Annotated in this window: 14 protein-coding genes; 9 read left to right on the top strand and 5 right to left on the bottom strand. The window is 33.9% G+C overall.

All coding sequences use genetic code 11. The features are described from left to right. Window positions 1-231: 231 nt before the first annotated feature. The 7 genes from ACQKCJ_RS06885 (at window position 232) to ACQKCJ_RS06855 (ending at window position 8,661) form a co-directional block, all read left to right on the top strand. Entirely contained in the window at window positions 232-609 is a 378-nt protein-coding gene (locus tag ACQKCJ_RS06885; RefSeq protein WP_271334419.1) for a hypothetical protein, read from the top strand. Between the two features lie 117 nt (window positions 610-726). Beyond that, on the top strand, window positions 727-1,530 hold the full coding sequence (locus ACQKCJ_RS06880; RefSeq protein WP_427401676.1) for an MbnP family protein: 804 nt from the start codon (window positions 727-729) through the stop codon (window positions 1,528-1,530). Window positions 1,531-1,779: 249 nt separating this feature from the next. After that, complete coding sequence (locus tag ACQKCJ_RS06875) at window positions 1,780-2,820, top strand: cytochrome-c peroxidase (RefSeq protein ID WP_427401675.1); 1,041 nt, start codon at window positions 1,780-1,782, stop codon at window positions 2,818-2,820. A 486-nt stretch (window positions 2,821-3,306) separates the two neighbouring features. After that, window positions 3,307-4,266 (top strand): transporter, encoded by a 960-nt coding sequence (locus ACQKCJ_RS06870; protein WP_271334422.1) that lies wholly within the window; start codon window positions 3,307-3,309, stop codon window positions 4,264-4,266. Between the two features lie 34 nt (window positions 4,267-4,300). Beyond that, window positions 4,301-4,681, top strand: coding sequence for a hypothetical protein (locus tag ACQKCJ_RS06865; protein WP_271334423.1), 381 nt, complete (start codon window positions 4,301-4,303; stop codon window positions 4,679-4,681). Between the two features lie 93 nt (window positions 4,682-4,774). Continuing rightward, the gene (locus ACQKCJ_RS06860) at window positions 4,775-6,934 is read left to right on the top strand and encodes a TonB-dependent receptor (protein ID WP_427401674.1); all 2,160 of its coding nucleotides are present in this window, start codon (window positions 4,775-4,777) and stop codon (window positions 6,932-6,934) included. A gap of 131 nt (window positions 6,935-7,065) precedes the next feature. Beyond that, window positions 7,066-8,661 (top strand): PepSY domain-containing protein, encoded by a 1,596-nt coding sequence (locus ACQKCJ_RS06855; protein ID WP_427401673.1) that lies wholly within the window; start codon window positions 7,066-7,068, stop codon window positions 8,659-8,661. A gap of 262 nt (window positions 8,662-8,923) precedes the next feature. Here the strand turns inward: ACQKCJ_RS06855 and ACQKCJ_RS06850 are convergent, their stop codons facing one another. The 5 genes from ACQKCJ_RS06850 to cysC are packed head-to-tail and all read right to left on the bottom strand — an operon-like array spanning window position 8,924 to window position 12,267. Further along, window positions 8,924-9,586 (bottom strand): TrmH family RNA methyltransferase, encoded by a 663-nt coding sequence (locus ACQKCJ_RS06850; protein WP_271334426.1) that lies wholly within the window; start codon window positions 9,584-9,586, stop codon window positions 8,924-8,926. Window positions 9,587-9,638: 52 nt separating this feature from the next. Next, window positions 9,639-10,025 carry a hypothetical protein gene (locus tag ACQKCJ_RS06845; protein WP_271334427.1) on the bottom strand — a complete coding sequence of 129 codons (387 nt, stop codon included), beginning with the start codon at window positions 10,023-10,025 and terminating at the stop codon, window positions 9,639-9,641. 38 nt (window positions 10,026-10,063) lie between these two features. Then, a complete protein-coding gene (locus ACQKCJ_RS06840) occupies window positions 10,064-11,023 on the bottom strand; it encodes a sulfotransferase family protein (protein WP_271334428.1) in 960 nt (319 codons plus the stop codon). A gap of 9 nt (window positions 11,024-11,032) precedes the next feature. Then, a complete protein-coding gene (locus ACQKCJ_RS06835; protein ID WP_271334429.1) occupies window positions 11,033-11,716 on the bottom strand; it encodes an aspartyl/asparaginyl beta-hydroxylase domain-containing protein in 684 nt (227 codons plus the stop codon). 26 nt (window positions 11,717-11,742) lie between these two features. Continuing rightward, window positions 11,743-12,267 (bottom strand): adenylyl-sulfate kinase, encoded by a 525-nt coding sequence (gene cysC, locus ACQKCJ_RS06830; protein ID WP_271334430.1) that lies wholly within the window; start codon window positions 12,265-12,267, stop codon window positions 11,743-11,745. A gap of 315 nt (window positions 12,268-12,582) precedes the next feature. Between cysC and ACQKCJ_RS06825 the strand changes: the two genes are divergently transcribed. Both ACQKCJ_RS06825 and ACQKCJ_RS06820 read left to right on the top strand, forming a co-directional pair. Beyond that, the gene (locus ACQKCJ_RS06825) at window positions 12,583-13,284 is read left to right on the top strand and encodes an SIR2 family NAD-dependent protein deacylase (protein ID WP_271334431.1); all 702 of its coding nucleotides are present in this window, start codon (window positions 12,583-12,585) and stop codon (window positions 13,282-13,284) included. Beyond that, window positions 13,281-13,973, top strand: a complete 693-nt coding sequence (locus ACQKCJ_RS06820) for a sterol desaturase family protein (RefSeq protein ID WP_271334432.1) — start codon at window positions 13,281-13,283, stop codon at window positions 13,971-13,973. The genes ACQKCJ_RS06825 and ACQKCJ_RS06820 overlap by 4 nt, the downstream gene beginning before the upstream one ends. Window positions 13,974-13,986: the final 13 nt, after the last annotated feature.

Here is a 13,986-nt window from a genome sequence, read left to right as displayed (position 1 = left end):
TCGAAGTTTACAGACTGATATTCTTATATAGTTCAACCCCGTCAGTTTTAAAACCTGACGGGGTTGTCTTTTTAAATAGTTTACATATTGAGACTGGGACTGAAACTGAATACTGCAAACTGCTACTGGGACTATAAACTGAGACTAAAACTTTTTTTATAAAAAGCTCAAAAATCATTCGATATAAACGAATAAGATGTATTTTTGCTGTCGAAACAACGAAATCAACTCTTGAAGAAGTTTATTATCATAGTACTTTCTTTTATGCTTTTAGTGCCATCATTTGGCAGTTTCTTTGTTTATACCTCATTCAAATTAAATCAGGACGAAATTTCGAAAACGATTTGTGTACAACGCAAAATGCTTTTTAATTCTTGTAACGGCCGATGTGAACTTCAAAAGAGTTTAAAAAAATACGCCGACAATGAAAAGAAAATGCAAAACAACCTGAAAGAGAAAGTAGAGATTGTTTACATTCAAAATACAATTACAACACCATTCAAATTAGTAGCTCCTATAACTACTAAAGAAAATCTTTTTGCTTCTTTAGACCAAAAACCAATTTCGGTTTCAATTGCTACTTTTCGCCCTCCATCCTATTTTATATAATTTTTTAAATCGCATTTCAATTCTTTATTGAGATGATTATTTCGTTGTTTCAAAAACAATGGAATCGTGCTTACGCACACCCAAAATTTAAAATTACAATTATATAAAATTCATAAAATGAAAAACACTTTATACAAAGCCCTTGCTATTGTAGCAATTTCTATATCACTAATTTCATGTTCAAGCGACGATAATAAAAACGATACTTCAGGAAGCGGAAGCTTAATCTTAGAATATGACAATGGTTTTGGTACAAACGACTTGATTTTAAATACCCAAGGCAATACAACTTCTAACAATGAAGTATTAAAAATTAGCCTGATCAAATATATTGTTAGCAATGTAGTTTTAACAAAAGCCGACGGAACTACGGTAACTTACCCAAAAAGCAAAAGCTATTTTATTGCTGACGAAGGTGCTGCAGACGGACACGAATTTAAGCTTACTGATATTCCTGCCGGAGATTACGTAAAAGTAAAGTTCGGGATTGGAGTCGATGAAGATCAATGGAAATTAGGCGCTACCGGACAAGGCGATTTTCTTGCGCAGGCTGACAAAGCTGGAATGTTATGGTCTTGGGCTGCGGGTTATAAATTCCTGGCTTTCGAAGGTACTTTTACATCGCCTACTGTTACTACACCAACACCTTTTATGATTCATACGGGCAAAACAGGAACTGATTATAATTATACTGAGGTTACACTTGATTTGCCAACAAAAGCATTGGTTCGTACTACTATTACACCAACAGTTCATTTTAAAATCGATTTGTCAAAAATCATTGACGGAACCAACAAAATCAAACTGTCTGACAATAATGCAGGCGGAATGGGCGCAATGATTATGGGCGGCGCGAACTTACCGCTTATTACTCAGAACATATCGGCTATGTTTAAAGTTGACCACGTACATAACGACTAATTTTATTTTAAGGAGCACAAAAATTTTGGTTTACCAGAAATAAAGTCCCGCTTTCCGTTTCAATCTTTTTATCCGCCGCGGCGGACAAAAAGGATTTCTACTGCAATCGGGGCTAAACCAGAATTTTTTGTACTTCTAATAAATCAAAGAGCAATCACAAAGAAATTTTAATGTCATTGTAATTTGTGCAAATTCGTGCAATTATTGGCAAAAAAATATGTTGTCTTGCTTTTTATTAAACTTAAAATCATGCTGAAAATAAAATATTTTCTATGGCTGATGATTCCGTTGTTATGGAGTTGCTCTAATCAGGATGACCAATATGTAAATATTCCTCTGGAATTTACTGTTCCTTCAAACTTTCCTGCTTTAGCGTACAATATATCACTGAATCCGCCAACAGAAAAAGGATTTGAACTGGGTAAAAAACTGTTCTACGACGGACGTTTAGCGTCTGACGGAATTGTTTCTTGTGGCTTTTGTCACATACAAGCCAATGCGTTTACACATCACGGACATACAGTAAGTCATGGTGTAGACAATGCGCAAGGCACCCGAAACACACCATCGATTCAGAATCTCGCTTACCAAACTACATTTATGTACGACGGATCTGCAGACCATCTTGACTTACAGCCTATAATTCCAATTACGAGTATTATAGAGATGAATGGAAACCTGAACGACATCTTAAAAATGATGAAAGCTGACAAAGAGTATCAAAAGCTATTTGGACTTGCTTTTGATGACGGCGCGATTACGACCGAAAATATGTTAAAAGCTCTTTCGCAATTTATGGTTATGGTTACTTCATCTAATTCACGATTCGATAAATACAGGCGAAATGAATCCGGAGGAACTTTGACAAACGATGAATTGGCTGGTTACGATTTGTTTAAATCAAAATGTGCTTCTTGTCACGCGACAGATTTACAAACTGATAATTCATTTCGCAACAATGGCTTAGCTGTAAACCCAATGGTAAATGATGTTGGGCGTTATAAACTAACCGAATTGGCGACAGATTATTACAAATTCAAAGTACCAAGTTTACGAAATGTAGAAGTTTCAGGACCTTATATGCACGACGGAAGATTTGGCACTCTAGAAGGCGTTCTCGATCATTATGCAAGCGGTATAGAAAACTCTGCAACTCTGGATCCGGTATTAAAACAAAACGGAAAGTTTGGGATTGCACTTTCTGACACAGACAAAAAACAAATTATAGCTTTCCTGAAAACATTGACTGATAATCAATATTTGACTGATAAACGTTTCTCGGAATTTTAAGAAAATTAGCCCACGGGTTTTACGGATTACTGATTAACGCAGATTAAAAGCAATTGAGAATCATATTTAAAAAAAATCATTTTAATCCGTGTAATCTGTGGCAAAAAATATCGCCGAAGTTTGTCATCATTTCGAGGAACGAGATCCGATCGATAGCGAACAGGCGAAGCAAATCACACACGTTGATCAAACAAAGATTGGCCCTTTTCTTTACGGAGTTTCTAGTGTGATTTCTCCTTCGTCGAAATGACAAGATTGTGTAAACACTTTTGCTATTCACGATAGTTATCAAGAGTAGCAAAAAATAAAAATATAATAAAAACCGGAGTCCTAGCCCCGATTGAAGTGGAAAGCCTTTTTGAAAAAAGACCTTATTTTTCCTGAGTTTATAAAGCAACCAACGGAAGCTTTGTCAACTTATAGAAAAATGGGATTTTGAAAAAAGCTTGAAACGGAAAGCGGGATCAGCTCCTAAAAATAATTAAAATGAAAAAAATAATAGTAATGATTGCGCTTTTGGCTGGGTTTTCGGCCTTTAGTTTTACCGCAAAAGATAGTATTTCGGTCTTCACCTTTCAACGTTTAGCGATGATGGAAGATTTTGATTGTGATGCTTGCGGATGTTCAGCAAGTGGCGGAAGCATGGGTTTTGGCTCAATGCTGAATAACAATTTTGTAGGGTTAAGATATATGAAACAAAGTTATACGAGCCGTGACGGAATCTTTGCCAATTCGCCCTGGATTGATGAAAATTTTAATACGATTCAGGCTTGGGCGCGAATTCCTGTTACAGAGAAAATTCAGATTTCGGCATTGGTTCCCTATCATTTTAACGAAAGAGCATTGACAGCCGGAACTGAAAACATCGAAGGTTTGGGAGATATTACTGTAATGGCTTTGTACACCGTTTTTGAAACAAAAAAAGACAGTACGTTTTTTACGCATAAAATAAATCTTGGCGGGGGTATAAAACTCCCGACGGGAAAATTTAAAGAAGCTAATAATTTAGGAAGCGTGAACCAGAGTTTTCAACTAGGAACCGGAAGTTGGGATTTTCCTGTGATTTCTGAATATGTAATCAAACATAAAAACTTGGGGTTGAACACAACATTGAATTATATTTTCAAGACTGAAAACAGCAAAAATTACCAATACGGAGATCAGTTTAATTATGCGGGAACGTTCTTTTATTTGTTCGATTTAAAATCAGTTCAGATTGTTCCGCAAGCCGGATTGGCGGGCGAAGTTTACCAAACCAACAAGCAATACGGTTTAGATTTACCTAATACGGCAGGCGATATTTTGTTTAGCAAATTTGGTATAGAAGCCGGGAAAGATAAATTTTCGGTTGGATTAAACGTGATGTTGCCAATCAATCAAAACTTATCAAGCGGCAATATGGAAGCAAATTACAGATGGAGCGTAAACTTAAATTACACACTGTAATTTTTAAAACAAAATACAAACAACGAAATAAACTTTGAAAAAAATCATCATCATCATATTACTTTCCTGTATGCTTTTGGTGCCATCTTTTGGCAGTTTCTTTGTTTACACTACATTTAAATTAAATCAGGAAGAAATTTCAAAAACGATTTGTGTACAACGCAAAATGGTTTTTAATTCTTGTAACGGTCGTTGTGAACTTCAAAAAAGTTTAAAAAAATATTCTGATAACGAGAAAAGAATGCAGGACAATCTGAAAGAAAAAGCAGAAGTCATTTATATCCAAAATGTTCCTGTAAATCATTTCAAATTTGTTGTATCAATAGAAACACGAACAGCCGTTTTTGCTTATTTCGATAAAAAACCAATTTCGGTTTCAAGCTCAACTTTTCGCCCTCCCTCCTGTTTTATATAAATTTTAGCCCTGCTTTTCGATTCTTTCGAGAAGCTTTTTCCTGCGTTCTACTAAGAGAATGCCGGTTACTTTTTTAAAATTTATAGTATTAAAATGAAGAAAATATATCTCATCCTATTCCTTATAGGACAATGTGTGATAGCACAAAATAAAACAGAAAAAGACACCACAAAATCACAAGAACTGGACAATGTTTTTATAACAGCCAACAGAACTGCCACTTTACGCAAAGAAACTCCTGTTGCCATTAGCAAAATAACTGCTAAAACCATTAATGAAACTAAAGCGACGGCCGTTTATGAGATCATCAATAAAACTCCTGGAGTTCTAATGGTCAACTTAGGAAACGAACAGCACATGATGTCGATTCGCCAGCCTATGACTACAAACGCCTATTATTTGTATTTGGAAGATGGTTTACCAATTCGGCCAATGGGAATTTTTAATCATAATGCTTTATTAGAAATCAATCAATTTAATTTACAAAGTATCGAAGTTGTCAAAGGCCCCGTTTCGTCTTTGTACGGACCTGAAGCTGTTGGCGGAACAATCAATTTAATTTCACTAAAACCACCTGTTGATCCGGAATTTAAATTTGGAGTTCAGGCTGACAATTACGGTTACAGAAGATTTCAGGCTGCCGGTGGAGCAACAATCGGGAAAGTTGGTTTTCATATCGCCGGAATTTCAAGCTTGCAGGAAAATGGCTGGATGACCTATTCTGATTATAACAAAGACAACCTGAATGCCAGAATCGATTACAACATCTCTTCTTCTACCCGATTGATCAGTAATACCATGTACGGAAAATATTTTTCTGACATGAGCGGAACCGTAAATGAAGATTCATTTAATAACAGAACTTATCAAAGCACATCTAATTTTACCTATAGAAAATCTCAGGCTTTACGAACACGATTAACACTGGAACATGACTGGAACCCTAATTCCAGCAGTTACATTACAGGGTATTTACGAGACAATAAATTAGGACAAAATCCTTCGTACGGAATTAGATGGAGCCCAACCGTAAACCCAACAACTGCAAAAGGCGAAGTCAACTCGAATAATTTTAAAAGTTACGGCGCCATTGGTCAACACACTCAAAAGTTTGATTTTTTGAATACAAAATTAGTCGCCGGAGCATTATATGATTATTCTCCTGTAACTTATTGGTCATACGTTATCGATCTAAAAGCTAATCTAAATCCTGGAGAAGTCGGAAAACAAACTGTCGATTCATATGAAATTATTGCAGAACATCCGGACTCAAAATTAGCAGATTATACTGCTGATATTTTCAATAGTGCGGCTTACGCCCAATTTAGCTTTAGCCCGATAGAGAAATTAGTAATCACAATTGGCGGTCGTTATGATAATATGAAAGTGAATTACGAAAATGCCCTTGACAATTCTACCGGAAGTAAACTTTATGACAAAATGACTTTTAAAGCCGGAGCCAATTACAACCCGTTTGAATTCGCCGGTTTTTATGGGAACTATTCACAAGGTTTTGCACCTCCCGGAATTACATCCATTTTTAGAACTAAACCCGGAACCGGAGGAACAACCGGAGTTCCTGCTGATTTTTATTATAATCTGGAACCTGCTACTTTCGACAATTATGAAGTGGGCGGATGGTTTTCTTTCTTTCAAAACAAATTAAATTTTGATTATGCTTTCTATTATATGGAAGGAAAAAATGAACTTTTAAACATTAAACTGGCAGATAATTCAACTGATTATCGATCAGCAGGAGAAACACGTCATAAAGGGATTGAGTTTGGAGCTTCGTACCGTCCTTCAAAACAATTCAACATTCGTTTTGGCGGAACTTATGCACAACACACTTATATCGATTTTAAACTTTCTGACAAACCAACCGATCCTGTTCAGGATTTAAACGGAAAAGACATGCCAGCAGCGCCAAAATGGTCCGGAAATTCTGAGGTAAGTTATTACCCAAACTGGCTTCCTAATCTTAGAACTTCTGTAGAATGGCAGCTTGTTGGCAGCTATTACCAAGATCAGATTAATAGCATAAAATACAGTGGCTACAATATATTCAACGTCAGAGTAGGTTATCAATGGAAATCTATCGAGATATACGGAAACGTATTGAATTTAACGGACAAATTATATGCTTACAATGTTTCAAGAGCCAATACAGCAAACGCTCAACCCACTTATACAGCAGCTGCACCAAGAACTTTTGTGTTTGGAATTCAGTATAATTTTTCATTAAAAAAATAGAAATTATAAAAATTGAACCATTAAGATATTACGGTTCATTAAGCCAAAACTTAATTTTCCTTAATCTCTTAATGGTAAAAAAATCATTTTAATCTGTAGCAAAAAAATAGGTAAATCATAAAAACTCAAATATGAGCAAAGAAATAAAAGACAAGAAATCTAAAAAGAAAGATTCAAAGTTTGTCAAGAAAATAAAACAGCACATGTACAAATGGCATCGTACGATTGGTTTTATTACCATCGTTCCTGTTATTTTCTGGACACTATCAGGTTTGATGCATCCGTTTATGGCGCATTTTTTTAAACCTGAAATTGCACACGAAAAACTCGAAGCACAGATAGTCGATAAAACTCAATTGAAGTTTTCGATTCAGGAAGTTTTACAGAAAAATGAACTCACGCAATTCAAAAATTTCAGAATCGTTACCTTCAATAATAAAACCTATTATCAGCTGAAAACTATAATTGGCGAATTATGGTATTTTGATGCATCTACAGCTGAAAAACTTGAAAACGGAGATCAAAAATATGCCGAGTGGCTTTCGCGTTATTTCCTCGATGACCAAAAAAGTCCTTTAAAAAACAGTGAAGTTGTAACGGAATTTACTTCGCAATACAAATATGTAAACCGTTATTTACCGGTTTACAAACTCAGTTTTGATCGCCCTGACAATATGCAGGTTTATGTAGAAACATCATCAAGTAAATTGGCAACTTATAACCCGACTTCAAGACAGGCTTTTATCTGGTTTTTTGACACGTTTCATAATTGGTCGTTTATCGATGCAATATCAAACAATAGTATCCGAATTATTACAATGATTTTCTTATTATCTATCATTGGATTTTCTGCCTTAAGCGGAATTTTAATCTATGGTTTATTATGGAAACAATTCAAAAAAACAGATAGTTTACAACCTAAAAAAGGTCTTAGAAAATACCATCGCCAAATTGGAATTTGGATTTCACTATTTACTCTGACATTTGCTTTTAGTGGAGCGTATCACGCCACAACAAAATGGAATCCATATACTTTATCGCAAATGATTTACGAACCTACATTTGTAACTAAAGAAATTCCGGTTGCGAACAACGATCTTGATTTAGACTGGAGTCGTTTTCAAAATGTGAGTATTATTACGCTAAACGACACGACCTATTATCGCTGCCAATTGCTTGAAAAGCAAAAATTCAAATCATCTAAATTAGATTCGAATTCAAAATGGAATAAAAAAGATGATCCAAAATCTGAGGTAGTCTATATTAATGCTTCAACCAATAAAGTTGCACCAAATCTGGACTTTCAATATGCGGAGTTTTTAGCTTATTATTTTACAGATGGCGCTCCAAAAGCTGCCTGTTGCGAAATGGACCAAACTTCAGATGAACCTCATGTATCTTTGGAAAATTCAAAACTATTAGATTCTAAACTCTTAACTGATTTTAATAGTCGCGAATATGGCTTTGTCAACAAAAGATTACCCGTGATAAAATTAGCTTATGACACTCCCGAAAAAACAACTTATTATATTGAAACTTCAACTTCAAGATTGGCTGCCGTAGTTAAAAATTCGGATATGGTCGAAGGCTATTCTTTTGCAATTCTACACAAATTCTTATTTATGGATTGGGCAGGAAAAAACATTCGGGATCTAACAATGGTTTTAGCCGCCTTAACTATTTTGATTGTAAGTATTTTGGGGTTTATTTTATTCCTGAAGAAATAAAATAAATCTCGTAAAGTCCAAAGTTTTATTGTTTCACGCAGATTTAAAAAGATTTAAGCGGATGCTCGCAGATTTATATAATTCTAAATCAAAATAAAATCTGCCTAAATCCGCAGAATCTGCGTGAAATAATCCTTTGAATCTTTCTAATCTTTAGTCTTAAATATACAATTTGCCACTTCGCTCCCACTAACTATCGGGATTGCGATATTAAATCTACAATTATTACCAGCGTGTCAAGCAAAAGTTTTTTCTTAACAACTTATCGAGGATTTTCCTCAAAATATCTCGCTTCAATTCGTTTAATATCTTTTATCGAATTCTTGGCCCACGCCAAACGTTTTTCCAGAATTTCATCGTCTGATAAATGCCAGTCGATATCTGATTTTTGTAATCTGTTTGTTAAGTTCTGAATGATAATAGCCGCGGAAACAGAAATATTTAAACTCTCTGTAAAACCAACCATTGGAATTTTAAGAAAACCATCTGCTTTTTCTAATATTTCTTCTGACAATCCGTCTCTTTCTGTTCCAAAAAATAAAGCACTTGGTTTTGTAATATCAAAATCTTCCAAGAGACAATCATTTTCATGAGGTGTAGTCGCAATTATTTGATAACCCTGATCTTTTAAAGTTGAGATACAATTGGTAACTGAATCGAACTGATTAATGTCTACCCATTTTTGGGCGCCCATTGCGATTTCTTTATCGATTTTTTTTCCGTAACGCTGCTCGATTACATTTAGCTCCTGAATTCCAAAAACCTCACAACTACGCATAACAGCACTTGTATTGTGCATCTGAAAAACATCTTCTACAACAACTGTAAAATGCTTGGTACGGCTGCCAAGTACTTTTAAGAATCTTTCTTTGCGGTTATCAGTCAGTATATTTTCAAGGAAAGCGAGGTAATCTAAATCAATCATTATATTCGTGTTTGCCGCAAAAATACGTTATATACAAATAATTGGTATTGCTTTACTTTGATTTTTTATCGAAAACAGCATCTAAAACATCATGCAAAATGGCTTCTCCAAATGTTTTCTCTTTTTTTTGATCTGGATAAATTGGTTCTCTTTCCTGATTACTCATTTGTCTTCTAAGTAATAAATTGGTATTTGTAAAAGAATAATATTTCTGGGATTCAATTTTAATGGGATTAAAACCAGGTTTAGGATTGTAAATAGAAAACTGAACAGGAGAATTTATATATTTTTGATAATCTACAGAATAATCATCATACTTTGAAAATTGAAAATTTGCAATAGTGTTGTTGTTGCTAAATGAAATGCTTTCATTAGTTTTAACTTGAGCGAATAAAAAACCTGTTGCAAAAAAGATCAGCAATAAAAATAACTTTTTCATTGGATAAAAATAAGATAAAAAGTAAGAAAAAGACCTAATTACGAAGTAATAAATTCATTATCCCATTTTTTATACAAAGCAATAAGCTTTTTAAAATCAATTTGTAAATCTTCATCTTTATATGAATCGCCTGTAAAAATGGCATTGTCATTTTTCGAATGTTTCTTTAGACGTTCATACATTTTATCAAGTTCAGTTGCACCATAATCAACCTTAATATAGGATATGAATTTTTCGATAACATTTTTCATTCCTTCGTTATAATTAAGTCTTACAACATTTTGATCTATGTCGTAAAAGTCCAGAAAACCTTGAAAATATTTCTCTAAAACCAGCACTCTGTATTGCTGAAAACTAATTTCATTAATTTCTACAGCTGTTATTCCAAAAACATCCGAAGGCAATAAATTGGGAATCATGTGCATTCCTGCCATTTTTTGATGTGATTTTAAAACCTCTATTGGATTTCTGTAAAGTAAAGCAAAAGGTGTTTCAGGGAAAATTGATCTTAGATAATCGACATTAAAAATATGCCAGGCATCGAGTTTTATAATTAAATGTTGCTGTTCCGGAAATCTTTTTTGACCCAATAATTTTATTACTGACTTTATTAGCAGTGTTTTTTCATCCCAACTAAAATGATCACTTCTTAAAATTTGATCAATAATTGGCGCTTCTGAAATCATAATATTTTCAGAAGAAGTTGCCAAAGATTGACTCAACATCGTAGAACCACATCGGGAAACGTGAAAAACCAACGATTTTAATTCGACCGAAATTAATTCATTAGACCAATCTCTAAGGTTTTCTAAAATGCTAACTGCTTTAAATGGTTTTGAATTGTAAGTATGGCTCTTGCACTTTGCAATCGTTTCATCAAAAAACGGATCGTCATATTTTAGGTCTGCCAGATACAGCCATTCAAAATAAATCTCGTTATCTTTTTCGATTAACTTAATCGGGATCCAGTTTAAAAGCGGATGATTTATATTTTCCATTTGATGATTTTATTTTGATTGTAGATCTGCAATAATTTTAGCCCCGGCTTCTGATGGATTTCTGGAAAGTTCTGCAATTATTTGTTGCTTTACTACATATGAATATTCATTTTTACCCGAAGACGCATTTATATCAAAACCCATTTCCGTAAATAATTGATCTGACCAATCGTTTCTTATACAGTCTAGTGTAAAATGAATGCGCGGTTCTGAACTCCTGTTTTCTACACTATGCAGAAGCTGAAAATTGGCATACCAGCACTCGCCCATTTTCATTGGAACACGCTTTTTATCTACATAAAAAAATACATTATCGTTGGTTATAATAGGTATATGAATTCTAAAAAAACCGTCTTCATAGGATGTATCATTATCCATATGCTCTTTAATTTCGCTTTGAGGATCTAATCGAAGTAATCTGACAGCTTCCTTTTCGCATTGAAACCAATCCATAATTTCTTTAAAATAATGGCAGCGATCCAGCAAATTGGTATTATAATATGCTTTGTTTGGGAAAGACGTAATATCATTTATTAAACCGGATTGTGATCTAAGAGAAACACTTGTCCATTTTCCCTCGTATCGATTAGTATTAAAATGCGGTGTCCATAAATCATTTTCGCAGATCACAAGATCTTCTTGCAATTTATCTATTGAAAAAGAAATGGGAAGTTGACTTGAAGAGGCATTCATATACTAAAGGATTTAATTATTTAAAACTAAGATAAATTACTAATGATAAAACTATAAAGTCTATTAGTAGAAAAAATTTCCGTTTCGACATCTGTTTTTAAAACTAAATCTGCATTTGATGGAATCTCAAAAACATCGCTTATTCCTGTAAAATGGCTAATTTTATTAGGGTCATTATCTGGCAACAAAGCTTGCTTATACAATCCTTTTGGATCTCGTTTAATCAGGTTACTTATGGAACAATCTAAATATACGGTTCTCACAAACTCATAGGTTCTTAACTCATTGCGCAGACTTTCATAAGGATTAATCACCGACATTAAAACGATGGTATCTTCTCTAACAAAGTTTTGCGCTACATTAAACAAACGTCTGATATTTTCGCATCTGTCTTCTCTGGAAAATCCTAAGTCCCTGCAAATCGTTTTACGATAAACATCTCCATCAACGATTTCGACTTTATAACTTTTATCTAATAATAAATGCCGAACATTTTGAGCTAATGTTGTTTTACCAGCACCTGATAATCCCGTAAACTGTATTAGAATCATTGAAAGTTTTATTTTGCTTTACTCGATAATAAAAATAAACATTTTGTAAGACTCTTACAACAAGTATAATTACGCTTTTATTATCTGCAAAAAATCAAAAGTTAAAATGTGCCTTTAGATACATAATATTTATAATCACTAGATTTTTGATATTCGCAGGCGTGCCGCGGATACACAACAAAACGATAACTATTGGGTACGTACGGCACGCTAAACCCATTCCATTTTTTATTTTTACGATAATTAGTGCCTAACAGAACAAAGTATAGTGTTTCATTCTTTTATTCCCTATTTTTATCTTTTTAATGGAATAAAATGAAAAAGAAATTGGTTGTTTTAACCGGAGCCGGTATAAGTGCCGAGAGTGGCATAAAAACATTTCGCGACAGTGATGGTTTATGGGAAGGTCATGATGTAATGGAAGTGGCAACTCCTGAGGGTTGGCATAAAAACCAAGAATTGGTTTTGGACTTTTACAACAAAAGGAGACAACAGCTCAAAGAAGTAAAACCTAATTTAGGACATCAAATTTTAGCCGAATTAGAGCGCGATTTTGATGTTCATATTATAACCCAAAATGTTGATGATTTGCACGAACGTGCCGGAAGTACAAAAGTTTTGCATTTGCACGGAGAATTACTAAAAGTAAGAAGTACGCAAAATCGGGATTTAATCCTTGATTGGAACGATGATTTATACACTGGTGATCTTGATGAAAACGACCATCAGTTGCGACCTCATATTGTTTGGTTTGGTGAAGATGTTCCTGCGCTTGAAGAAGCAATCGAAATTACCGAAACCGCTGATTATTTTGCCGTAATTGGTACTTCTTTGCAAGTATATCCGGCAGCGGGTTTAATTTCGTACACTTATAGCATTACACCCGTTTTCTATATTGACCCCAAACCTATTGCAATCCCAAACATTCAGAATAAAGTCGAAGTTATTGCAAAACCTGCATCTGAAGGCGTTGCTATTTTAAGAGAAAAACTATTAGAAATCGAAAAAACAATATGATATTCCAAAGCTGGTTACAGGAATTATCCCAGTATAATTTACTTAGTTTATTTATTTTCTTTTTGATTGAAAATTTAGTTTTGATACTGCTTTCCATTGTTTTAGCAAAAGCAATTGAATATGATAATACAAAATTGAACAAAACAGATCGTAAATGGGTACTCTCAACTTTAATTTGCAATGCGCTGATAACGTTATTGGGATTTGAATTATATCGCTATGAAATTCTCAAAATAGATTTTTCACCCTCTCTTTTATCAATAATTACAGATACTTTATTGCTCATTGTAGTAATGGATTTTTTTATGTTTGTTTTCCATTTTTTGGCCCATTATCTAAAATGGTTTTATCCCATTCATAAACTGCATCATACTCATGTCGAAACAAGTGTCTATAGTTTGTACGTTCTTCATCCTATAGAAACTTTAGGATTTGGGATTATCTGGTTATTTTCGATTACAATATTCGACTTCAACTACCTAAGCATCACAATTTATCTCATTTTAAATCTGTTGTACGGGATCTTTGGACATTTAAAAAAAGACGTTTTTCCTGATATTTGGTACAATAATCATTTTACCAAATGGATATCAACAACAAAATTTCACTCTAATCATCATAAAAACGAATCTCACAATTATGGTTTTTATTTTACCATATGGGATAAAATCTTCAAAACGATTATTTAATTTACAAGTTCTG

The organism is Flavobacterium sp. NPDC079362 (assembly GCF_050267765.1).
GTDB classification, from domain to species: Bacteria; Bacteroidota; Bacteroidia; order Flavobacteriales; family Flavobacteriaceae; genus Flavobacterium; species Flavobacterium azizsancarii.
The sequence above is the reverse complement of the archived record's forward strand: the minus strand, read 5'-3'. Positions and strand labels throughout refer to the sequence as shown.

Bases quoted from the DNA above. Each gene is read 5' to 3' on its own strand.
- cysC (WP_271334430.1), bottom strand. From the start codon at position 12,267: ATGATTCTAATACAGTTTACGGGATTATCAGGTGCTGGTAAAACAACA.
- ACQKCJ_RS06840 (WP_271334428.1), bottom strand. From the start codon at position 11,023: ATGGAAAATATAAATCATCCGCTTTTAAACTGGATCCCGATTAAGTTA.
- ACQKCJ_RS06825 (WP_271334431.1), top strand. From the start codon at position 12,583: ATGAAAAAGAAATTGGTTGTTTTAACCGGAGCCGGTATAAGTGCCGAG.
- ACQKCJ_RS06835 (WP_271334429.1), bottom strand. From the start codon at position 11,716: ATGAATGCCTCTTCAAGTCAACTTCCCATTTCTTTTTCAATAGATAAA.
- ACQKCJ_RS06850 (WP_271334426.1), bottom strand. From the start codon at position 9,586: ATGATTGATTTAGATTACCTCGCTTTCCTTGAAAATATACTGACTGAT.
- ACQKCJ_RS06845 (WP_271334427.1), bottom strand. From the start codon at position 10,025: ATGAAAAAGTTATTTTTATTGCTGATCTTTTTTGCAACAGGTTTTTTA.
- ACQKCJ_RS06875 (WP_427401675.1), top strand. From the start codon at position 1,780: ATGCTGAAAATAAAATATTTTCTATGGCTGATGATTCCGTTGTTATGG.
- ACQKCJ_RS06880 (WP_427401676.1), top strand. From the start codon at position 727: ATGAAAAACACTTTATACAAAGCCCTTGCTATTGTAGCAATTTCTATA.
- ACQKCJ_RS06870 (WP_271334422.1), top strand. From the start codon at position 3,307: ATGAAAAAAATAATAGTAATGATTGCGCTTTTGGCTGGGTTTTCGGCC.
- ACQKCJ_RS06860 (WP_427401674.1), top strand. From the start codon at position 4,775: ATGAAGAAAATATATCTCATCCTATTCCTTATAGGACAATGTGTGATA.
- ACQKCJ_RS06820 (WP_271334432.1), top strand. From the start codon at position 13,281: ATGATATTCCAAAGCTGGTTACAGGAATTATCCCAGTATAATTTACTT.
- ACQKCJ_RS06855 (WP_427401673.1), top strand. From the start codon at position 7,066: ATGAGCAAAGAAATAAAAGACAAGAAATCTAAAAAGAAAGATTCAAAG.